This window comes from Avibacterium sp. 20-129 (assembly GCF_026226845.1).
GTDB lineage: Bacteria > Pseudomonadota > Gammaproteobacteria > Enterobacterales > Pasteurellaceae > Avibacterium.
The window spans coordinates 146,784-169,375 of the sequence record NZ_JAKKOE010000003.1; the positions used below are offsets into that span (position 1 = coordinate 146,784).

The following is a 22,592-nucleotide window of genomic DNA, read 5'->3' on the forward strand; positions in this document are numbered from 1 at the left end:
AGATAAATTATGTCCCGTCAAAAGAAAACACGCCGTATTACGGATATTATGCCAACACGCAAGGCGGATAAACCAACGCAAAACGTCCCAACTGGACGTGGACGCAAACTAACACGTTATGAATTAGATGCCAAAGCGCGTGAAGAAAAAAGAAAGAAAAAACATAAAGGCTTAGCCGCGGGTTCTCGCCATAGTCGCCAAGAAGAAAATAACGCCTTGCAACAACAAGTGAAGTTAGATCCTCGTGTAGGCAGCCGCAAGAAAATTCCACTCGTGGTAGAGTTCGTCAATAAACCTGAAAAAGGGATGACCATTCCACCCGTTGCGGTAGAAAAACAGAAAGCCCTTGATCCAATGGTGGAACTTGAACAGCTTGAAAATAATGAATGCTTGAATGACTTATTAGATGAGCTTGAAGCAGGTAAAACCTTAAGCCGTCAAGATCAGGCCTTTGTGGATGAATGTTTAAATCGCATTGCACAGCTTATGGATCAACTTGGCATCCGAGACGATGAAGAAAATGCGGAAAATTTATACCGCACTTTTGAAACCATTGATATTAATCAGTTTAAATAATTTATGTGGATTTACCTTTTAGTTGCCCTCGGGCTTTTGATTATTGTGGGATTAACCGCTTATGCGGTGAAATTGTTGCGTGCCTTAAAGCAACAAAAACAGCAGTTAGAGAATGCGCGTTTGGCTCGTGTAAAACGCCTCAAAGAGAGTATTGAGATTATCGCTCGGGCAATGCAAAATGGTGATTGCAATTTGTCTGAAGGGGCGATTCGGTTAAAAATGTTACTCGATCCTTTGGGGCTAAAAATCACCGCTTACCCTGCTATGGTAGAACTTTATGAGGTGGTGAAGGAAATGCCAACGCATCAAGCACGGAAAGCGTTAAAAAAGAACGAGCGTATGCGTTTAGATCTAACACGTGAAAGTGCTGAGGCAAAGTTAGAGCCAAAAATTTTGTTGGAATTAAATCAATTATTGCTTGATATTGAAAATATTTAGGGGGAAATTAATGTCTGGAACTATGTGGGATTCCGCGTTAATTCAAAAATATAACTATTCTGGACCGCGTTACACCTCTTACCCAACGGCGCTAGAATTTAATGAACATTATAATGAACAGGATTTTCAAGCGGCAGCAGGGCGTTACCCAGATCGTCCGCTTTCCCTTTATGTGCATATCCCGTTTTGCCATAAATTATGCTATTTCTGTGCTTGTAACAAAATCATTACACGTCATCAGCACAAAGCGGATATTTATCTCGATTATTTGGAAAAAGAAATTAAAAATCGTGCCGTACTTTTTCGCAACCGCAAGGTTACCCAAGTCCATTGGGGTGGTGGCACACCAACCTATCTCACTGAGCAACAATCCAGCCGTTTAATGGCAATGTTGCGAGAGCATTTCGAGATTTGTGATAACGCAGAAATTAGTATCGAAATGGATCCACGCAAAATTGAATTGGAAACCCTTGATCACTTACGCAAAATCGGTTTTAACCGAATTAGTATGGGTGTGCAGGATTTCAATAAAGCAGTGCAAAAAGCGGTAAACCGTGAGCAAGATGAAGACTTTATTCACGCTTTGTTAGAACGCGCACGCGCTTTAGGCTTTCAGTCCACCAATCTAGATTTGATTTATGGCCTGCCATTGCAAAACGTTGAAAGTTTTATGTTTACCTTGCAAAAAGTGATCGAACTGAATCCCGATCGTTTGAGCGTGTTTAACTATGCGCACTTACCAAGTCGCTTTGCGGGGCAGGCAAAAATCAAAGAGGATCAACTACCTGCACCAGAGACCAAACTCACCATTTTACAAAAGACCATTGAAACCTTAGGTCAGGCGGGTTACCGCTTTATTGGAATGGATCACTTTGCCAAACCGGATGATGAGCTAGCGATTGCCCAACAAAATGGCGTGCTACACCGAAATTTCCAAGGTTACACCACACAAGAAGAATGTGATTTGCTTGGACTTGGCGTTTCTGCAATTAGCCTGCTAGGTGATACTTATGCACAAAACCAAAAAGAGCTAAAACATTATTACGCAGATATTGAACAAAAAAGCACCGCACTTCACAAAGGCTTTGTTATGAGCCAAGAAGATTGCTTACGCCGTGATGTGATCAAACAACTTATTTGTAATTTCAAACTGGATTATGCCCCTTTTGAACAGCAATATGGCATTGATTTCAAAACTCATTTTGCAGAAGATCTGGAATTGCTTGCCCCTCTGGCGGAAGATGGACTCATTGAAATAGGCAATCAAGGCTTGCAGGTTTCACCAGTGGGACATTTGCTCATCCGCAATATTTGCTTATGTTTTGATACCTATTCACGACAACAAGCCAGACGTCAGCAGTTCTCACGAATTATTTAATCTCAATGATCCGCTCAAAGCGATTGCATTGAGCGGGTAAACTGTGAGCTTAGAAGTACGAAGCGAGTTAAAGAAATTCAGTATATTTAACTTTTTTATAACATATTCCTTTAAGTTATTTGTAAATCATGCTGTTTCTTTTACAATGCCTAGCACTTAACGAAATCTACTCAAAGGAGACTATTATGTTGAAAAAATTAGCATTTTTTTCTACCGCACTTTTCGCTATCACAACTGCAACTCAAGCTGTTGCAGCAGAAAGTTTGATTGAACGTATCAACAATAAAGGGACTATTACGGTTGGTACAGAAGGCACTTATGCCCCTTTCACTTATCACGATGCGAGCGGAAAATTAACCGGCTATGATGTGGAAGTTACCCGTGCCGTGGCAGAAAAATTGGGGGTAACCGTAGAATTTAAAGAAACCCAATGGGACGCAATGCTTGCAGGCCTAAAAGGTGGACGCTTTGATTTAGTGGCAAACCAAGTGGCATTAACCACACCAGAACGTCAGGCCACCTTTGATAAATCAGAACCTTATAGCTGGTCTGGGGCGATGCTATTAGCGCGTCAAGATGAAAATCGTCTTCAAAAAGTTGAAGATGTAAAAGGCTTAAAAGCGGCACAAACACTTAGCTCAAACTATGGTGAGCTAGCGGTGAAATATGGTGCGCAAATTGTACCTATTGATGGTATGGCACAAGGACTATTATTAATTCAGCAAAAACGCGCAGATGTTACCTTTAATGATTCCTTAGCCCTATTGGATTATTTAAAGAAAAATCCAAATTCAGGTTTAAAACCATTCTGGGAATCAGAAGATAAAGTGGGTGCCGGGTTTGTGGCTAATAAAGGCAATAATGATGCCCTAGATAAAATCAATGCCGCAATTGTTGAGTTACGCAATGACGGCACATTGAAAAAATTAGGTGAACAATTCTTTGGAAAGGATATCAGTGTTAAATAATTTCTTAGTTTCCTTACCCTTTATGACCGATGCGCGTGCTGAGCTGGTGATAAATGGGTTTCTCCCAATGGTTAAAGCAGCGGTATTGGTTTCAATACCGCTTGCTGTCGTTTCTTTCTTTTTGGGAATGATCATTGCAATTGGCGTGGCATTGTTACGAGTAACACCTGTTAATGGGTGTTTACATCGTATTCTACTCGCCATTGCCAAAGTGTATATTTCAATTATTCGCGGTACGCCAATGTTGGTGCAAATTTCAGTCGTATTTTATGGCTTACCTGCATTGGGAGTGTTTATCGATCCGATTCCCGCGGCAATTATTGGGTTTTCCCTTAATGTTGGCGCTTATGGTTCAGAAACCGTGCGTGCAGCGATTCAATCCGTGCCGAAAGGACAATGGGAAGCAGGCTATACTATTGGTATGACCTATATGCAGACTTTCCGTCGAATTATTGCACCGCAAGCGTTTCGTGTTGCCGTTCCGCCGTTGAGTAACAGTTTTATTGGCTTGTTTAAAGATACATCGCTTGCTTCGGTTGTTACTGTAACAGAGATGTTCCGTGTAGCTCAGCAAATCGCCAATTCCTCTTACGATTTCTTACCAGTGTATATTGAGGCTGGTTTAGTATATTGGTGTTTCTGTTTTGTGCTGTTCATCATTCAAGCGCGGGTAGAAAAACGTTTAGATCGCTATGTGGCAAGATAGGGGAAGGCAATGATTAAAGTACGCAATATTCATAAAACCTTTGGTCATAATCCTGTACTAAAAGGGATTGATCTTGATATTCACAAAGGCGAAGTGGTGGTTATTCTTGGGCCTTCAGGTTCAGGCAAAACGACTTTCTTACGTTGTTTGAATGCCTTAGAATTACCAGAGCAAGGCACGATTGAATTTACCCAAGAAAATCCACTCACCGTCGATTTTGCAAGTAACAATATCAATAAGCAGATTTTACCTTTGCGCCGTAAATCAGGAATGGTGTTCCAACAATATAACCTATTCCCGCACAAAACCGCCTTGGAAAACATTATGGAAGGCCCTGTGCAAGTGCAAAAACGCGATCCCAAAATCGTTCGTCAAGAAGCTGAAACCTTATTGGAAAAAGTGGGATTACTAGACAAAAAAGATCTTTATCCTTACCAACTTTCAGGCGGTCAGCAACAACGTGTTGGGATTGCTCGCGCACTGGCGATTCAACCTGAATTAATGCTCTTTGATGAACCCACTTCCGCACTCGATCCGGAATTAGTACAAGATGTGCTAAACACAATGAAAGCACTCGCTAACGAAGGTTGGACAATGGTCGTGGTAACACACGAAATCAAATTTGCCCTAGATGTGGCGGACGTAGTTGTGGTAATGGACGGTGGCGTCATTGTTGAACAAGGTTCGCCACAAGCATTATTTGCCAATCCAAAACACGAACGCACTAAAGCCTTTTTACATCGTTTAAAGGCAGAATGACAACACTAAAGCGTGATAAAAAAACGAAACCGATGAGAAATCATCGGTTTTTTCTTACCGTTTTATCAGCTAAGAGTCGGCGCTGTGAGGAGAAAAAATGGCGTAAAAAACACCGCACTTCTTATTTTCGTATCATAACCACGTTGTAAAATTTAATCCGCTTTTTTCACTAATTTCGCGTAATAAAAGCCATCGCCACCATTTTCTTGCGGAAAAAATTGATGACCAGCTTGTGTTTGCTCAGGGAATGGCAGTGGCATTAATTCCGCCTCAGGGTGCTGTTGTAAAAAGTCAGTAATTTGCGCGCTGTTTTCCTCTGGCAATAATGAACAAGTGGCATAAAGCAACACGCCATTCGGTTTCAAGCGTTGCCATAAGGCAGTTAAAATGGCTTTTTGTAAGGCGACCAAAGGGGCGATATCACTTTCTTTACGTAACCATTTTATATCAGGGTGGCGGCGAATAACCCCTGTTGCAGAGCAAGGGGCATCAAGCAAAATTCGGTCAAATTGCACCGCACTTTCTCCGAATTGCTGCTGAATCTGACTGAGCCACTGTTCTGGCTGGCTTGCATCACCGCAAATCACTAACGCTTTTTGTCCCATTCGCGCTAAATTTTCTTCCACTCGTTGTAAGCGATGTCGTTCTACATCCAATGCGATCACATTGGCTTGCGGGGCAAGTTCTAAGATGTGGGTGGTTTTTCCTCCCGGTGCGGCGCACGCATCTAAAATCACTTCCTCATTTTGTGGGGCAAGTAATCGCGCTGACCATTGAGCGTGCAAATCTTGCACGGTGAGCCAACCTTCCATAAAGTGTGGTAACTGCGCCACATTTTTTGCCTGTATTAAACGAATGGACTGCGGATGCTCTCCCGCCGCTGCGTCAATGTCTGCTTTTTGTAATAAAGCGAGATAATCATCAACATTGCTATGTTGCACATTCACTCTTAACCACATTGGCGGTTTTTGATTATTCGCTTCGATAATTTCTCGCCAATTTGGATAGGCTTTTTTCAGCTTATTCACCAACCATTCTGGGTGTAAGGTTTGCCAATGTTTATCCACTTTCTCTAGAATATTCGCCTGTTCGCGTAAGAAACGGCGTAGCACGCCATTCACCAAGCCTTTGAAACTGTCTAATTTCAGGCTTTGCGTCGCCTTTACCATTTCATCGACTACCGCGTGATCGGGAGTGCGTAAATATAAAAGTTGATACAAGCCCACTAGCAATAAACAATGCACAAGGCGAGTTTTGCCTTTCAACGGCTTATCCACTAATTGCTGAATAATTTGTGTTAGACGGGGCAACACACGGCATACACCAAAGCAAATTTCTTGTAATAAAGGAAGATCCTGTTCTTTCAGCGCAGGATTTTTTTCCGCAAGTAAGGTAGAAAGCGATTGTCCTTTATCTAACACTTGCAAAAGATATTGTGCCGACACGGCTCGCACAGAAAGGGATTTCGCAGCAAGTGCGGTACTTTTTTTAGGCATTTTATCTTGAGGTTTTGTTTGCTTCATTATGCTAATACCTTACCTATGGGGAACCAATCTGCTCTGCCATTAAGTAAATCTTGTGCCGACATTGGCTTTTTACCCGCTGGTTGCAGCTGAGTAAGATTTAACACGCCATCGACTGTGGCAATTTGAATGCCATTTTTATCTGCCTGTAAAATCGTACCAGCAGGTTGATTCTGATGAGGTAACACCGTTGCTTGATAGACCTTTAAGGTCTGTTCATTGCCATCACTATCGGTCGTAACAAAATAACTAATCGGCCAAGGATTAAAAGCTCGAATACAACGCTCAAGCTGTACTGCGGAATATTGCCAATCTAATTTAGCCTCTTGTTTAGACAGTTTATCGGCATAGTTAGCCAAGGCATCATCTTGCACTTCTGGCTGAAATTGTCCTGCCTCTAAACCATTTAATACCTCAAGCAACGCATTTGGGGCAATTTTTTCCAGCTTATGATAAAGGCTCAAAGAGGTTTCTTCAGCGCTGATATCGCAATACACTTTATGCAGCATATCTCCCGTATCCAAGCCTTCATTCATCTGCATAATGGTGATCCCCGTCTGAGCATCGCCTGCCCAAATAGCGCGTTGAATGGGGGCAGCGCCACGCCAACGAGGTAAAATGGAACCGTGTACATTCAAACAACCTAATCTTGGTGCGTCCAAAACCGCTTTTGGCAAAATTAACCCATACGCCACCACGACCATCACATCGGCATTTAACGCAGCGAGCGCGTGTTGCGCCTCTTCTTTGCGTAAGGATTTAGGTTGATAAACAGGAATCTGATGTTGCTCCGCTAACTGTTTCACCGCACTGGCTTGTAGTTTCTTACCACGTCCTGCGGGCTTATCTGGCTGGGTGTAAACCGCAATTACATTATGTTCTGAATTCAACAAGGCCGCCAAATGTTGTGCCGCAAATTCTGGCGTACCTGCAAAAATGATATTTAAAGGTTTTGTCATCGCATTTCTCTTCGTTATGCTAGTCATTATGCAAATAGTTATAGATGCAAGGTAATTCTTAGCGTTAAGTATAATGTATTTTTAACTTGGGGTGAAAAAAATGCTGAAAGAAAGGTCTATTAAAGCGAGAATATTGCCGCTTTTTCTACCGAGTAATCGCGCTTAACTTCTTGATAATAAAAGGTAGAACGCGGCATTTTCGCCACTTTCAGTAAATCATCTAACGCGTGCGTTTGCTTTAAATCGTGAATGGCGGCTATTTTTTCTGCCGTCGTTTTTGCCGGTCTAATTCCTCCAACTTTTTTAAATAAGCAATCTCTGCACGGGCGAGAGCCAGCTCACGTTGCAATTTTTTAACGGCTTTAGGGGATAAATCTGTGGGGTTCAGGAATCTTAATCTCTTTTTTCTTCATTTTGAGCTTAACTCTTTTAGGTTGAATAAAGGGTGATTTTACCCCTTCTAAGTCTCTTTCGTGAAAGGCTTTTAACCATTTAATCACAAGAGAATGAGAAATTTGATAACGTTTAGCCACTTCTCTGATACCGACATCCTGTTTGGTGGCTTGTTTAATAATTTCTAAACGGAATTGATAAGTATAGGACATAATCTGCACCTCTAATTAGATGTCCAGTTTTTGGGGTGCAGATCACTTTAATCGCTTAAAGAGCGGTGATTTTTTTATGTTAGTTAAACTATTTCTAAGAACTCAGTATCGCTATCCGTCGCTATTGCTGTTACTGCCGATAAAATAAGATCTCTGGAAATAGATTTTGCTTTTTCGGGTTCTCTCATTCTTATTGCTTCCAAAAGTAGCTTATGCTTGTCTAATGCTGGTAATTTAGTATGTATATCAATTTCTAATGTCTTATCAAAAGACAATCTCATTGCAGTTGATAATAGGCCATTCATTGATGATAGAAATGGGTTTTTGCATGATGCAACAATAGATGAATGGAATAACATATCCCCCTCAAGAAAAATATCTCTATTATTTTGCTCTGCTCCTTTCACCATTAGGAGATAGCCATTATGTATATTCATTAGATCTTCTGTATCAGAGGCAACCGCTGATATGGCACAAATGCTCGGTTCAAAAGTCAACCTTGTTATTAATAAGTTCTTTATAAAATAAGGGGCAATGTCTGCCTGATAGATAAATTCTAATATCTCACTATCTAACCAATTCCATTTATCCAATTTATTAACAAAACTCCCTTTTTTAGGGATTATCGATATAATTCCTTTACTTGCCATTGCTTGTAAAGCACTTCTCACTGGCGTTCGAGATGCGCTAAATATTCTACATAATTCTATTTCTCCAGGAAGTAACTCTTCCTCTTTAAACTCACCTGATAAACATCGAAGAATAAGCGCTTTCATAATCACTTGAGATTTTAGCATTTTCACCTCTAAATCTTGTATAACAAGAAACAACATCAAAAATAAAAAGATTTAATCTATTATAACTTATAAAACAATAACTAATAAATTATGTATATTCTTAAATTTGTGATACTGATCACGGAAAAAATATTTTTATTCAATATAATCTTGTAATACAAGAATTGAGTTGAGGATCATATAAGATGGAAAACTGGATTGCTGTTGATTGGGGAACAACGAACTTTAGAGCCTATTTTATGGATCATGAAATGTCCGTTATCGATAGAATAGATAGCGATCAAGGCTTATTATCAATTAAAGAAAAAGATTTTGCTGATACATTGCTAAATAATATACAACAATGGCAATGCTCGACTGATCTCGCATCAACTCCAATTTATATGGCAGGAATGGTAGGATCCAAGCAAGGTTGGAAGGAAGCTAATTATTTATCTATGCCATTAAATCTGTCAGAAATTCCTCATCACCTCTTAACATTCAAACTACCTTGGGAAGCGCCCGCATTTATTGTCCCTGGTATCAGTGGCATGAATAAATTAGGAATGTATGATGTTATGCGAGGAGAAGAAACTCAATTACTCGGTTTGCAACGTATTTTAAATCAAGAAAATATTGCAGCTATTTTACCCGGTACCCACAGCAAACAAGTTGTTATCGAAAAAGGAAAAATGAACACATTTATATCGATAATGACTGGGGAATTATTTTCCTTACTCAATCAACACAGTATCTTAACCAAAGATGTGCCTCAAAAATACGATGATCATGATAGCTTTTTATTCGGGGTAAAAAATGGTTATAACTATCCACTAAATGCGATCTTATTTTCAGCGAGAACATTATCACTTAACAGTATGCTATCCCCTACACAAATACGTTCTTATCTCTCCGGCTTACTTATTGGGAATGAAATCAATTTATTAGGCGAATATGACCAATACTATATTATTGGCAACTCAACATTATCTCAAAAATACTTAGACGCATCACTTTCTGTCGGTAAAAAGGCAGAAATTATTGATGGAGAACAATGCTTTATCAAAGGAATATCATATATCCATCAACATACCCATAATTAATTGTAGGTGTTATATGAAAAAACAAGAAATTTTAAATGAAAAAATGCCCTTAGTGGCCATTCTACGGGGTATTACAACTGATCAGTCAGTTCAATATGTCTCTAAATTAATTGAATTAGGCTACTACTATATTGAAGTGCCATTAAATAGCCCTAACGCATTAGACACCTTACGCCTGCTTTACAATCAATTTGGTCAGCAATGCTTAATTGGTGCAGGAACCGTAACTGATGAACATTTATTACAACAGGTGCTTGATATAGGCATAAAATTCATCGTCACCCCCAATATGAATACCAATGTTATAAAACTGGCTAAAGCGAATAATTGTACGATTTTTGTAGGCGTAATGACACCGACCGAAGCCTATGATGCTATTCATTGTGGCGCAAATTTATTAAAAATTTATCCTGCTGAAGTATTCGGATATAACGGCTTTAAAGCAATCAAAACAGTCATACCACCAGAAATATTATGTTTCCCAGTAGGTGGCATTAATGCAGACAGCGAACAAATGAAAAAATTTCTCGCCATTGGTGCAAGTGGATTTGGTATAGGAAGTGCGCTTTATAGTTCAGGGTTAGATTTCAATGAATTTGCCAAACGTGCCGAAGCATTTAAATCATGCTATGAAAATGCCAAATCACAACTGTAACATAAGGAAACGATCATGAAAATTGTTGGTTATGAAACATATATTGTTCCTCCTCGTTGGGGATTTCTTAAAATATTAACCGATGAAGGAATTGTAGGTTGGGGGGAACCTTGCTTAGAGGGTCGGACTCATACAGTTCACACATGTGTAAAAGAATTAATGGAATATCTTATTGGTAAAGATCCTAGAGATATAGAAGACCACTGGAATGTACTGTATCGTTCTTCTTTTTATCGTGGCGGCCCAATTATGATGAGTGCTTTAGCTGGTATAGATCAAGCACTATGGGATATCAAAGGAAAAGCATTAAACACGCCTGTTTTTCAGCTATTAGGAGGTAAATGTCGAGATCGAATGAGAATGTATTCTTGGATAGGAGGAGATCGACCTGATGATGTAGCTAAAATGGCCAAAGAAAGACAAGCATTAGGGTTTACAGCAATAAAAATGAATGCAACTGAAGAACTTAATTTTATTGATGATTATTCCAAAGTTGATGCAGTATTAGTTCGTGTTCAAGCGATTAGAGATGCGACAGGTAAAGATTTTGGTATCGGCATTGATTTTCATGGCAGAGTACATAAAGCAATGGCTAAAGTACTCATGAAAGAACTTGCTCAATTTAATCCTATGTTTGTGGAAGAACCTGTACTTGCTGAACATTTAGATGCAATTCATGAAATAGCACAATATGGCGCTATCCCGATTGCAACGGGTGAAAGAATGTTTTCACGCTGGGAATTTAAATCTCTTCTTATGCGTGGAGGTATTGACATTCTACAACCGGATGTATCGCACTGTGGTGGTATTACCGAAATGAAAAAAATTGCGAATATGGCAGAAACTTTCGATGTAGCATTAGCCCCTCATTGTCCACTAGGGCCTATTGCTTTAGCTTCTTGTTTACAAGTAGATACTGTATGTCTTAATGCTGTAATTCAAGAACAGAGTATAGGCATTCACTATAACCAAGAAAATGATGTTTTAGATTATATGCTTAATAAGGAGGTATATCACTTTAAAGATGGGTATTGCGACTTGTTAACAGGATCGGGGTTAGGTATCCAAATTAACGAAGAATTTATGAATACGCAAAATACATTAAATAGTAAATGGCGTAATCCTATTTGGCGCAATAAAGATGGCTCTTTTGCTGAATGGTAATTATTCTGTAAACTTTAATGGAGGAAATGATATGAAACTACTTAGAAAATTTATTATTACTTCTTTAGCTATTTTTTCTGCTAACGTGTTTTCAGCACAATACAATTGGAATTTTCAATCATCAGATCAACCTGGAGATGATGCATTTAAATACCAACAACAATGGGCAAAAGATGTAGAAAAAATGTCAGACGGAAAAATTCATATCAACGTCTTAGGAGCAGGTTCTGTAGTTGAACATAATCAAACGCTTGATTCTATCAATATGAATATTATCCAAGGTGATTTCACCGATCCATCGTATTTCTCTGGTAAAGATCCTGCATTTGCTTTATATGGAAATTTGATTGGTGCTTGGAGCAATCCTAAAGATCTTATTGACTTTATGTATAATGGCGGGGGATTCGAAGTTGCCAATGAATTACTCAATAAATATGGTGTGCAATTATTAGCAGTCAGTACGGTAGGTGTTGAATCATTAGTATCTAAAAAACCTATCCATAATATTGCGGAATTAAAAGGAGTAAAGATAAGAGCACCTGAAGGTTTAGTTCAAGCTTTATTTAAGAACCTTAATGCATCTCCAGTCAATCTGCCTGGTTCAGAGGTTTATACAGCACTTGAAAAAGGTGTTATTGATGCATCGGACTATTCTATTTTTGCCCGCAACCAACAAAGTGGTATGAATGATATTGCTAAATATCCTATTCACCCAGGTTGGCATTCGATGCCCGTCAATCAAGTCACTTTAAATAAGAAAACTTATGACTCTTTATCTGCAGATTTAAAAACTGTTCTAAACAAAGCAGGTAAACAATATGCAGAAGGTTTCTTAGCAATGCATCAAAAATTAGATGAAGATGCAGTTAAACATAAAAAAGCAGATATCACCATTATTCAATGGGAACCTGCAGAAATAGCAAAAGTGCGAGCAATCGCAACAACAATGTGGCCAGAATGGGCGACTAAATCACCTATGTCACAAAAATACTATGATACAGTTATGAAATATCTGAAAGATAAAGGCATGATCCAGTAATCTAAAATACAAGTTATAGCCAAATTTAAATTTGGCTATAACTAATAAATTATTTATTAGGTGGCAGTTATGAGTAACAACAACGAAACACATAATGAACTTACATTAACATCGATAGATAAAATAATTGAGAAAGTGGGTCGAAGGCTATCATGGCTATATTTATTCATCGTATTTATTTCATTTTATGAAATCATTGCTCGTTACATTTTTAATAGTCCTACCGAATGGGTTCATGAACTTAGTATCGCATTAGCAGGTTTCTTAATGGTCTATGCTGGTTTGTTTGCTTATGGTAGAGATAAACATATCCGAGTACCTATACTTCTTAATAACGTGCCTGATAAATGGAGAAATATTCTCGAAATATTCAGTAAACTCGTCACATTAGCTTTTTTATTGCTACTTGCTTATTCTGCTTATTTTGTCGCTCAAACAGCTATATTTTCTCCCTCTGGCGAACTTATGCTTGAAAGATCGGGATCGGCATGGAATCCACCTATCCCAGGACTGTTAAAAGCCTCTCTTTTTGTGTTAACGATGATTTTTATTATCCAAGTATTTTTTAAATTGCTATCGCACTTTTCTATAAATAAGGAGAAATAATATGTTTGGTTTCAGCGAATTAGGCATTGAGTCTGTGACGACAATATTATTTATAGCAATGTGCTTGCTATTAGTATTAGGCACTCCACTTGCATTTCTCACAGGTTTAGTCGCGACATTACTAGCTGTAGGTTGGTTTAGTCCAGATATACTCCCATTAATTATAAATCGTGTTTATGGTTTTATGACCAGTTACTCTCTATTAGCAGTTCCAATGTTTGTATTGATGGCTTCCTTATTAGATAAAACAGGAATAGCTAAAGATCTTTACAATGCCATGTGGTTAACAACTCGAAGATTTAAAACTGGCGTAGCATTACAAACAGTTATTATCGGCGTCTTTTTAGCAACGATGTCGGGAATTATCGGTGGCGAAACAGTATTACTAGGGCTACTGGCTTTACCACAAATGCTAAGACTAGGTTATGATAAAAAACTAGCCATTGGCATAGTCGTATCCTCTGGCGCTTTAGGCACAATGGTTCCACCAAGTATTGTACTTATTATTTATGGATTAGTAGCTTCAGTTTCTATTGGTGATTTATTTACCGCAAGCTTTATCCCTGCATTCATGCTCGCTGCTATGTACATCATCTACATTATTATCAGAGGAAAACTAAACCCAGCATTGTTACCCGCTATCCCTGATGAAGAACGAAATGCGCCGATTTCTAAAGAAGAGCGCAAAAAAGCAAGAATCAATATTGCGCTACCAAGTATTATTGCATTATTAGTTTTAGGCAGTATTTATGGTGGTATTGCATCAGTTACAGAAGCTGCCGCAGTAGGCGTTATTGCGGTATTGAGTGTTGCCACATATCGTAAAGAATTAACTATATCCGTACTCAAAGATGCTTCTTACACAACAATGCAAACCTGTGGCATGATCATGTGGATCGGAATTGGTGCTTATATCTTAGTCGGCATCTATAATTTAGTTGGAGGAAACCATTTTGTTGAATCTTTACTCATTAGCTCTGGCCTATCTCCGGTTGGCATCATATTATTAATGATGATTATTCTGTTTGTGTTAGGGCTATTCTTAGATTGGATTGGCATTGCTATGTTAACTATGCCAATTTTTGTCCCTATCGTACAAAATCTAGGCTTTGATCCTATTTGGTTTGGTGTTTTATTTTGTGTTAATATGCAAGTATCATTTTTATCTCCTCCCTTCGGACCTGCTGCTTTTTATTTACATAGCGTAGCACCTAAGGGGGTTGAGTTAGTAGATATTTTTAAATCAGTTATTCCATTTATTTTTATCCAAATAATATTGTTAACATTATTAATCGCATTTCCTGAAATTACTTTGTTCTTAATTAAATAGTATATTCAAAAAAAGAAATGATCTGCCCCCAAAAAAGTGGCTCCTAATTTGAGGTGCAGATCATGTCCTATCCTTATTAATTTCGTTTAGAAATTATCAAATAAGTCATCGAACAGGATGTGGGTATCAGAGAATTCTCTAAACGTTATCAGATCTCTAACGCTATTGTCATTAAGTAACTAAAAGCTTTTTTGAAAGAGAAGCTTTATTTTCCAGTGCTAATGGATTTGATCAATCAAGAAATTATCGCATATGAGTTTGTGACACGTCCAAAATTCCTCTTAGTAAAAAATGTTGGGACAAGGGTTAAACCAATTAAACGCCACGGATTACCCCATTATTCACAGTAACCAAGGTATACTTTATGGTACAAAAGCCTGGCGAAAAATGTCAGAAGGGAGAGTAATTCCTAGTATGAGTCAACGAGGTCTCGTCTATGATAATGCGGTGATTGAAAGTTTCTTTACTATTTTGAAATCCGAGCGTTTTTTACTCTCATAGCTATACATCAATAGCGCTATTACAAACTGAACTTGAAGAATATGTGATGTATTACAACCAAAAACGAAGTGGCTTTAAAAGGACTGGGCCCTGCACAAATACAGTGCCCAATATTTATAGTTTACTAACCCGTCCAGCTTTTGGGGGCTGCTCAAATAGTATTCTAATAAAAGAAACTTAAAATCTAGAATTTCTATTATAAAACAATTAGTTAAATGGCTTTTAGCTTAGTTTATCTAAGACCGCCCTTTTTATTTAACTCAGGTTTCAAGCAGATTTACAGCCTATTTATCTTTCCCCAAAAACTTCACCGCAGTGTCTGGGAAATCCGTGAAGATCCCTGTTGCGCCAGCTTGATTGAGTAACGCATCATACATTTGATTGACATTGCTAAAGAAGGCTGGCAACGCATCTTTACGTACGGTGTAAGGATGTAATTCCATATTATATTTTTTCAATTCTTTCACTAATGGGGTATAAACGACGTTATCTTTCGTAGAATGTTCTTTATCAACCAGCATATACCAACCGGGTCCGACACCGTCAGCATATTTTGCCACTTCTGCCATTGCGCCATCTTTGAACATCCAGCCATAATCATAGTTTACCCACTCACCTTGCGGATTTTTTTCTTCCGTTTCGTGCCAATCAGTGTAGGCTATTAACTGAACCAATTTTAAATCCATACCTAATTGTGGAAGTAATTCCGTTTTAATCCGTTTAAGTTCATTAAAATCAAAGGTCTGTAAATAAACAGGGTCAGATTTTTTTGTATAGCCATATTTTTTTAGCACTTCTAAGGTGGCTTTGGCAATGTCTTTTCCTTCTTTATGATGTAGCCAAGGTGCTTTAATCTCTGGGTAAATACCAATTTTTTTCCCTGTAGATTTTTCTAAGCCTTGAATAAATTCAATTTCATCTTCAAAGGTATGAATTTTAAAATGAGATTTCCACATTGGAAAACGATCAGGATAAACTTGCACTTGTTTTCCGTCTTTCACTTCAAAGTTTTCAGTCATATTTAAAGACTGAATTTCGGCGAGTGTAAAATCAACCACATAATAACGGCCGTCTTCACGCTTACGATCAGGAAACTTCGTTGCCACATCGGTTAAACCATCTAGAAAATGATCGTGAATAACAATTAGATGATCGTCTTTTGTCATCACTAAATCTTGTTCTAAATAATCCGCTTTCTGTCCAAACGCAAGGGCTTTACTTTCTAAGGTATGCTCTGGTAAGTAGCCACTTGCACCACGGTGAGCAATAACGAGCTTTTCTTTGTTATCCATTGTTGGTATTGCAAATGCAGATTGTACGCAGGTGAAAGCTAAAGTGGAACACGCCACAACTTGTGCTAATTTTTTGAGTTTAAACGTCATAAAAACCTCCTTTTAAAGTGCGGTTATTTTTTACAAAGATTTTTGCCAAGAAAAAAGGAAGCCTTTTTCAGACTTCCTTTTGTTTATAGATTATTTGCCGTAGTGATCACCTAATGCGGCTTTATGTTTTGCTTCTTGAATAGTTACGATTAAAAGTAACAACACAGCTAAGATCCCCCCTGCGATCATTACATAGAAACCACCATCCCAGCCGTAATATTCTGCAGCCCAACCAACAACGGCTGAAGCCGAAACTGTACCACCGAGGTAACCAAATAAGCCGGTGAAACCTGCTGCTGTTCCCGCCGCTTTTTTCGGTGCAAGTTCAAGGGCGTGTAAACCAATCAACATTACTGGACCATAAATTAAGAAACCAATGGTTGTCATTAAGATAAAGTCTGTTAATTGATATGGGTTTTCATACCAAGCTTTACCCGCATATTGCGCTAATTCTGACTCTGGTGTTGCTGGGTTAAGCCATAATGCGACCACTGCTGCGGTGGTTAAGATCATAAAAATAAAGCCAGTTAAACCACGTTTACCTTTAAACAAGTGATCCGATACCCAACCACAAATTAATGTTCCCGGAATCGCGGCTAATTCATAAATAGTGTATGCCCACGCAGTCCCTTTGATGTTGAAATGTTTCACTTCTCCTAAATACACAGGCGACCATTTCAAGACACCATAACGAATAAGATAAACAAACACGTTAGCAATCGCGATGTACCATAACAATTTGTTTTTCAATACATAAGTAACGAAAATTTCTTTTGCAGTAAGATCATTTTCGTATGTTTTTTCATTGTAATCATCAGGATAGTCATTGCGCCATTTTTCAATCGCAGGCAATCCGCAAGATTGTGGCGTATCTTTCATTACAAAGAAAACAGGGATCGCAGCAAGCATTGCGGCAATACCAGGATAATAAAGGGCTTGTTGCCATACATCTTTAGCTGTCGCTTGCACGCCGTGTTCGCTGAAATAAATTGCACTGGCTAATAACACCATTGCCCCCGGAACCATTCCCCCTACGTTATGCGCACAGTTCCAAATAGAGACGATGGTTCCACGTTCTGATTTAGACCACCAGTGAACCATTGTACGACCACAAGGTGGCCACCCCATTCCTTGGAACCAACCATTGAGGAAAATCATCACGAACATCACTAAAATGCCCGATGTAGCCCAAGGCATTAAGCCCATTAGGGTCATACATAAACCAGAAAGCAACAAACCACAAGGTAAGAACACTTTCGGATTTGAACGATCCGAAATACTTGCCATAATAAATTTAGATAAACCGTAGGCTAAACCCGCCCCCGTTCCGATAATACCGAGTTCGGCTTTATTATAAAGCCCTGCTTCAATCAACCCTTTTTGTGCTAAATCAAAATTAGCACGCACGAAATAATAAGCGGCATAACCGAAAAAAATTCCCGCAAACACTTGCCAACGCAAACGTTTATAAGTGGAATCTATTTTCTCTTTTGGCAACTCCGCAATATGCGGCGCTGGTTTAAATGGTCCAAACATAGAAATTCTCCAATATTGTTATTTTTTATAAATGAAATACGCTCTTATACGAACATTTCCGCCATATCATAACGATAAAATCAAAAACGAAAAGTAAATAAATTTTAAGATGTGATGTTTATCACAAAAAAATAACAACTTTTTTTCAAGGAAGGATAAATAGTGATCTACCTCACAGAATTTAATACAAAATCGAGCATTTTATTTTCTAAAACGAACATTTGGCGTATGATAGCACTACAAATTGTTATCTTTTTATTTACAAATTTAATGTGGGGGAAAAGCGATGAAAATATCACCGCACTTTTATAAAAATGCAGAGGACTTTTCGCCTATCAATACCGATGTCATCATCATCGGCGGTGGTGCAACAGGCGCGGGAATTGCGCGCGATTGTGCCTTACGTGGGATTAATTGTGTATTACTGGAACGACGAGATATTGCCACGGGTGCAACGGGACGTAATCACGGTTTATTACATAGTGGGGCGCGCTATGCAGTCAATGATGAAGAGTCTGCACGCGAATGTATTCAAGAAAACTTAATTTTAAAAAACATTGCCCGCCATTGTATTGAAGATACGAAAGGGCTATTTATTACCTTACCGGAAGATGATCTTAATTATCAAAAAACGTTTCTCAATGCCTGTGATGCCGCAGGCATTGAAGCGGTTGCTGTTGAGCCAGAATTAGCCAAACGCTTAGAGCCGTCAGTAAATCCTCACTTAGTGGGCGCGGTTGTTGTCCCTGATGGATCAATTGATCCTTTTCGCTTAACCGCAGCGAATATGCTTGATGCCAGTGAAAATGGCGCTAAAATTTTTACTTATTGTGAAGTCATCTCTCTTATCCGCGAGGGGGATCGTGTTATTGGTACGAAAGTTTATGATCATAAGAATAAAGTAACACGTCTCTTTTTTGCTCCTGTTGTGGTCAATGCTGGGGGGATTTGGGGGCAAGGTATTGCCGAATATGCGGATTTGAAAATTAGAATGTTCCCAGCAAAAGGAGCATTACTGATTATGGGGCATCGCATTAATAATTTGGTTATCAATCGTTGTCGCAAACCTGCAGATGCTGATATTTTAGTGCCGGGCGATACCATCTGTGTCATCGGTACCACATCAAGTCGCATACCTTATGATCAAATTGATAATATGGTAGTAACCCCTGAAGAAGTGGATATTCTTTTCCGAGAAGGCGAAAAACTGGCACCTTCGCTACGCCACACGCGTGTTTTACGTGCTTATGCTGGCGTTCGCCCACTGGTTGCAACAGATGATGACCCTTCCGGGCGTAATGTTAGTCGTGGCATTGTGTTACTTGATCACGCCCAGCGAGATGGTTTAGAAGGGTTTGTTACCATTACAGGGGGGAAATTAATGACCTATCGCCTAATGGCTGAATGGGCAACAGATTTAGTTTGTAAAAAACTCAATAAATCGGCAACCTGTACTACGGCTAACCGCGCCTTACCCGGTTCAGATGCCACACAAGAAGAAACCTATAAACAGATTATTTCTCTCCCCACCCCAATTAAAATCTCCGCGGTTTATCGGCACGGTCAGCGCGCCACAAAATTACTTGAGCAAGAACGCCTAGATCGCTCTTTAGTCTGTGAGTGTGAAGCGGTCAGTGCGGGGGAAGTTCGCTATGCGGTAGATGAACTCAAGGTTAATAATTTAGTGGATTTACGCCGCCGTACACGTGTTGGAATGGGGACTTGCCAAGCGGAACTTTGTGCTTGTCGTGCGGCTGGCTTAATGGCTCGTTTTAATGTGGCAACGCCTCGCCAATCTACTACGCAACTCGCTTCTTTTATGGAAGAACGTTGGCGAGGTATTCAACCTATCGCTTGGGGTGAAGCCGTACGTGAAGCCGAATTTACCAGTTGGATTTATTACAGCTTACTCGGTTTGAATGATGTAAAACCGCTTGAAGAACAAGCCACACAGGGGACAGATAGCAATGAAATTTGATGTAATTATTATTGGCGGTGGCTTAGCAGGATTAACTTGTGGCATCGCACTACAACAGCAAGGCAAACATTGCGCCATTATCAATAATGGACAAGCGGCGATGGATTTTTCTTCTGGCTCACTGGATTTACTGAGCCAACTCCCTGATGGAAGTGCGGTGGAAAATTTTGTTGAATCTTATCCACAATTTGCCCAACAACTGCCTCATCACCCTTATAGTTTATTAGGTCAAGAGCAGGTGATCGCAAAAGCACAGGCATTTGAGCAATTCGCTCAATCACTGAATTTAGCACTGATTGGGTCATATAAAGAAAATCATTTTCGTGTTACCCCTTTAGGTGGATTGCGACGTACTTGGCTTTCAGCAGATAGTGTACCGACATTGCCATTATCACAAACCGCCTATCCACATAAACATATTGCCGTATTAGGAATAGAAGGCTATCACGATTTTCAACCCCAATTACTTGCGGATAACCTGAAACAAAATCCACAATTTGCCCATTGTGAGGTAAAAATTGGCTACTTATCTATTCCACAACTGGATGAACTTCGCACAAATGCAAGGGAATTCCGTAGTGTCAATATCTCTCAAGTCTTGGAATATAAATTGGCATTCAGTGAATTAGTCCAAGAAATCAAGCAAGCCGCCAATGGGGCAAGTGCGGTATTTTTACCAGCCTGTTTTGGCATTGAAAATCAAGCCTTTTTCCAGAGTTTAAAACAGGCTTCAGGACTGAATTTATATGAATTACCGACACTCCCACCTTCATTATTAGGTATGCGTCAGCGTAAAAATTTACGTGCTAAGTTTGAGAAATTAGGGGGAATGATGCTAAATGGCGATAAAGCATTACGTGCTGACATTGCCGAGCAACAAGTTAAAGCGCTTTACAGCCAATTACATCAGGATGATGCGCTTTATGCTGATCATTTTGTACTGGCTTCAGGGCATTATTTTAGCTCAGGCATTGTGGCAGAGTTTGAGCGTATTCGAGAACCCATTTTTGATTTGGATATTGTTGGTAATGGCGATTTTGATAATGACAATCGTCTTTCTTGGACGAAAGATCGTTTCTCTGCCCCACAACCTTATCAAAGTGCGGGGGTAAAAATTAACGCAAAATGCCAAGTACAAAAGTGCGGTGAAATTTTAACGAATTTATACGCTGTGGGATCAGTGATTGGCGGTTATAACAATTTGGAACTCGGCTGTAGCTCTGGCGTGGCAGTGGTTACCGCACTTACTGTGGCAGAACAGATTCTGGCAGGGGGTAAATAATGAACATTCAACAATTAATCGAAAATGCAAAACAAAATGCCGCGTTGCCACCCTCTCATCAATATGTAGATAACAGTTTTGAGAGCTGTATAAAATGTACTGCTTGTACGGCAGTTTGTCCTGTATCAAAACAAAATCCGCTCTATCCCGGTCCAAAACAAGCGGGCCCAGACGGAGAACGCTTTCGCTTAAAAAGTGCTGCATTTTACGATGAAGCACTCAAATATTGCACCAACTGTAAACGTTGTGAAGTGGCTTGCCCTTCAGATGTTAAAATCGGTGATTTAATCGTACGAGCGAGGAATAATCACCTGCAAGCGCAAAAAAAATCGCTTATTCATAAATTACGCGATGCGGTGTTAAGTAATACGGATATTATGGGTAAGCTCAACACGCCATTTGCCCCCGTGGTGAACACCATTACAGGGTTAAAGGCGACAAAATTTCTGTTAGAAAAAACGTTAAAAGTCAGTAAACACCGCAGTTTGCCGAAATATTCTTTTGGTTCATTCCGTCAATGGTATAAAAATAACGCCCTTGAACGTCAGCGTTACTATAAAGATAAAGTCGCCTATTATCACGGTTGTTACGTAAACTATAATAATCCTCAACTTGGTAAGGATTTAATCAAGGTTTTCAATGCGTTAGACATTGGTGTAATGTTATTGGAAAAAGAAAAATGCTGTGGCTTGCCATTAAGTGTGAATGGTTTTCCTAAACGGGCAAAAGAATTAGCGAAATTTAATCTTGCTCAACTTGAAAATACCATTATTAATCAAGAACTTGATGTGGTTGGCACATCTTCTAGCTGTACAATGAATCTGCGTGATGAATACCATCATATTTTAGCTATGGATAACGCCAAAGTACGTCCGCATATAAATATTGTGACTAAATATTTATATCAACGCTTGCAACGCCAAAAATCACCGCAATTTAAATCAATGCCGTTAAAAGTGGCTTATCACACAGCTTGCCACGTGGATAAAGCAGGCTGGGCGCCTTATACCCTCGCGTTACTTAAACTTATCCCTGATCTAGAGGTGGTGATGCTACCAAGTCAATGCTGTGGTATTGCTGGCACTTACGGCTTTAAAGCCGAAAATTACGAGGTTTCTCAAGCGATTGGTAAAAGCTTATTTGAGCATATTGAAGAAGGGCAATTTGATTTTGTTATTTCTGAGTGTGAAACCTGCAAATGGCAAATTGATATGTCCACTCGCCTTACTTGCTTACACCCCGTAACCTTACTTGCCAAAGCCCTCGCTTAAAGATAAAAAGGGATAGGATTTCCTCTCCCTTTTATTTCACAAGTGCGGTGTTATTTT

20 protein-coding genes and 2 pseudogenes are annotated in these 22,592 nt (G+C 39.3%); 16 read left to right on the top strand and 6 right to left on the bottom strand.

Annotated elements, in window-relative coordinates; all coding sequences use genetic code 11:
- Positions 1-9 precede the first annotated feature (9 nt).
- From yihI to L5B90_RS10235, 6 genes are all read left to right on the top strand, one after another.
- On the top strand, positions 10-576 hold the full coding sequence (yihI, locus tag L5B90_RS10210) for a Der GTPase-activating protein YihI (RefSeq protein ID WP_265762876.1): 567 nt from the start codon (positions 10-12) through the stop codon (positions 574-576).
- A 3-nt stretch (positions 577-579) separates the two neighbouring features.
- On the top strand, positions 580-1,014 hold the full coding sequence (locus L5B90_RS10215; protein ID WP_265762877.1) for a DUF2489 domain-containing protein: 435 nt from the start codon (positions 580-582) through the stop codon (positions 1,012-1,014).
- A gap of 10 nt (positions 1,015-1,024) precedes the next feature.
- Positions 1,025-2,392, top strand: a complete 1,368-nt coding sequence (hemN, locus tag L5B90_RS10220) for an oxygen-independent coproporphyrinogen III oxidase (protein WP_265762878.1) — start codon at positions 1,025-1,027, stop codon at positions 2,390-2,392.
- A gap of 185 nt (positions 2,393-2,577) precedes the next feature.
- Entirely contained in the window at positions 2,578-3,360 is a 783-nt protein-coding gene (locus L5B90_RS10225) for an amino acid ABC transporter substrate-binding protein (protein ID WP_250351004.1), read from the top strand.
- Positions 3,361-3,382: 22 nt separating this feature from the next.
- Positions 3,383-4,066 carry an amino acid ABC transporter permease gene (locus L5B90_RS10230; RefSeq protein WP_268738993.1) on the top strand — a complete coding sequence of 228 codons (684 nt, stop codon included), beginning with the start codon at positions 3,383-3,385 and terminating at the stop codon, positions 4,064-4,066.
- Between the two features lie 9 nt (positions 4,067-4,075).
- On the top strand, positions 4,076-4,825 hold the full coding sequence (locus L5B90_RS10235) for an amino acid ABC transporter ATP-binding protein (RefSeq protein WP_250363641.1): 750 nt from the start codon (positions 4,076-4,078) through the stop codon (positions 4,823-4,825).
- Between the two features lie 152 nt (positions 4,826-4,977).
- On the opposite strand, the gene rsmB is transcribed toward L5B90_RS10235, so the two are convergent.
- From rsmB to L5B90_RS10255, 4 genes and pseudogenes are all read right to left on the bottom strand, one after another.
- Positions 4,978-6,321 carry a 16S rRNA (cytosine(967)-C(5))-methyltransferase RsmB gene (gene rsmB, locus L5B90_RS10240; protein ID WP_265762981.1) on the bottom strand — a complete coding sequence of 448 codons (1,344 nt, stop codon included), beginning with the start codon at positions 6,319-6,321 and terminating at the stop codon, positions 4,978-4,980.
- A 26-nt stretch (positions 6,322-6,347) separates the two neighbouring features.
- Positions 6,348-7,307: a methionyl-tRNA formyltransferase gene (gene fmt / locus L5B90_RS10245; protein WP_265762881.1), complete on the bottom strand. Its 960-nt coding sequence runs from the start codon at positions 7,305-7,307 to the stop codon at positions 6,348-6,350.
- Positions 7,308-7,563: 256 nt separating this feature from the next.
- Positions 7,564-7,912: pseudogene (locus L5B90_RS10250) on the bottom strand (transposase).
- An 83-nt stretch (positions 7,913-7,995) separates the two neighbouring features.
- Complete coding sequence (locus L5B90_RS10255) at positions 7,996-8,709, bottom strand: FadR/GntR family transcriptional regulator (RefSeq protein WP_250363644.1); 714 nt, start codon at positions 8,707-8,709, stop codon at positions 7,996-7,998.
- A gap of 185 nt (positions 8,710-8,894) precedes the next feature.
- Between L5B90_RS10255 and L5B90_RS10260 the strand changes: the two genes are divergently transcribed.
- The 7 genes and pseudogenes from L5B90_RS10260 to L5B90_RS11655 form a co-directional block, all read left to right on the top strand.
- Positions 8,895-9,791: a 2-dehydro-3-deoxygalactonokinase gene (locus tag L5B90_RS10260; RefSeq protein ID WP_250363645.1), complete on the top strand. Its 897-nt coding sequence runs from the start codon at positions 8,895-8,897 to the stop codon at positions 9,789-9,791.
- A 13-nt stretch (positions 9,792-9,804) separates the two neighbouring features.
- Entirely contained in the window at positions 9,805-10,446 is a 642-nt protein-coding gene (locus tag L5B90_RS10265; RefSeq protein WP_250363646.1) for a 2-dehydro-3-deoxy-6-phosphogalactonate aldolase, read from the top strand.
- Between the two features lie 15 nt (positions 10,447-10,461).
- On the top strand, positions 10,462-11,610 hold the full coding sequence (dgoD, locus tag L5B90_RS10270; RefSeq protein WP_250363647.1) for a galactonate dehydratase: 1,149 nt from the start codon (positions 10,462-10,464) through the stop codon (positions 11,608-11,610).
- Positions 11,611-11,641: 31 nt separating this feature from the next.
- Complete coding sequence (locus L5B90_RS10275; RefSeq protein ID WP_250363648.1) at positions 11,642-12,649, top strand: TRAP transporter substrate-binding protein; 1,008 nt, start codon at positions 11,642-11,644, stop codon at positions 12,647-12,649.
- A 69-nt stretch (positions 12,650-12,718) separates the two neighbouring features.
- The gene (locus L5B90_RS10280; protein WP_250363649.1) at positions 12,719-13,255 is read left to right on the top strand and encodes a TRAP transporter small permease subunit; all 537 of its coding nucleotides are present in this window, start codon (positions 12,719-12,721) and stop codon (positions 13,253-13,255) included.
- Between the two features lies 1 nt (position 13,256).
- Positions 13,257-14,585 (top strand): TRAP transporter large permease, encoded by a 1,329-nt coding sequence (locus L5B90_RS10285; RefSeq protein WP_250363650.1) that lies wholly within the window; start codon positions 13,257-13,259, stop codon positions 14,583-14,585.
- Between the two features lie 499 nt (positions 14,586-15,084).
- Positions 15,085-15,267 (top strand): annotated as a pseudogene (locus L5B90_RS11655) (hypothetical protein); the annotation flags it as partial.
- A gap of 103 nt (positions 15,268-15,370) precedes the next feature.
- On the opposite strand, the gene glpQ reads toward L5B90_RS11655, so the two are convergent.
- Together glpQ and glpT are read right to left on the bottom strand one after the other, a co-directional pair.
- Entirely contained in the window at positions 15,371-16,468 is a 1,098-nt protein-coding gene (gene glpQ, locus L5B90_RS10290; RefSeq protein ID WP_265762883.1) for a glycerophosphodiester phosphodiesterase, read from the bottom strand.
- 90 nt (positions 16,469-16,558) lie between these two features.
- Positions 16,559-18,004, bottom strand: coding sequence for a glycerol-3-phosphate transporter (glpT, locus tag L5B90_RS10295; RefSeq protein ID WP_250351500.1), 1,446 nt, complete (start codon positions 18,002-18,004; stop codon positions 16,559-16,561).
- A 286-nt stretch (positions 18,005-18,290) separates the two neighbouring features.
- Between glpT and glpA the strand changes: the two genes are divergently transcribed.
- From glpA to glpC, 3 genes are read left to right on the top strand one after another with little or no spacing between them, the layout of a single operon-like run.
- The gene (glpA, locus tag L5B90_RS10300) at positions 18,291-19,982 is read left to right on the top strand and encodes an anaerobic glycerol-3-phosphate dehydrogenase subunit A (RefSeq protein WP_265762884.1); all 1,692 of its coding nucleotides are present in this window, start codon (positions 18,291-18,293) and stop codon (positions 19,980-19,982) included.
- Positions 19,972-21,264, top strand: coding sequence for a glycerol-3-phosphate dehydrogenase subunit GlpB (glpB, locus tag L5B90_RS10305; RefSeq protein WP_265762885.1), 1,293 nt, complete (start codon positions 19,972-19,974; stop codon positions 21,262-21,264). The genes glpA and glpB overlap by 11 nt, the downstream gene beginning before the upstream one ends.
- Positions 21,264-22,535 carry an anaerobic glycerol-3-phosphate dehydrogenase subunit GlpC gene (gene glpC, locus L5B90_RS10310; protein WP_250351497.1) on the top strand — a complete coding sequence of 424 codons (1,272 nt, stop codon included), beginning with the start codon at positions 21,264-21,266 and terminating at the stop codon, positions 22,533-22,535. Before glpB ends, glpC begins: the two co-directional genes overlap by 1 nt.
- Positions 22,536-22,592 lie beyond the last annotated feature (57 nt).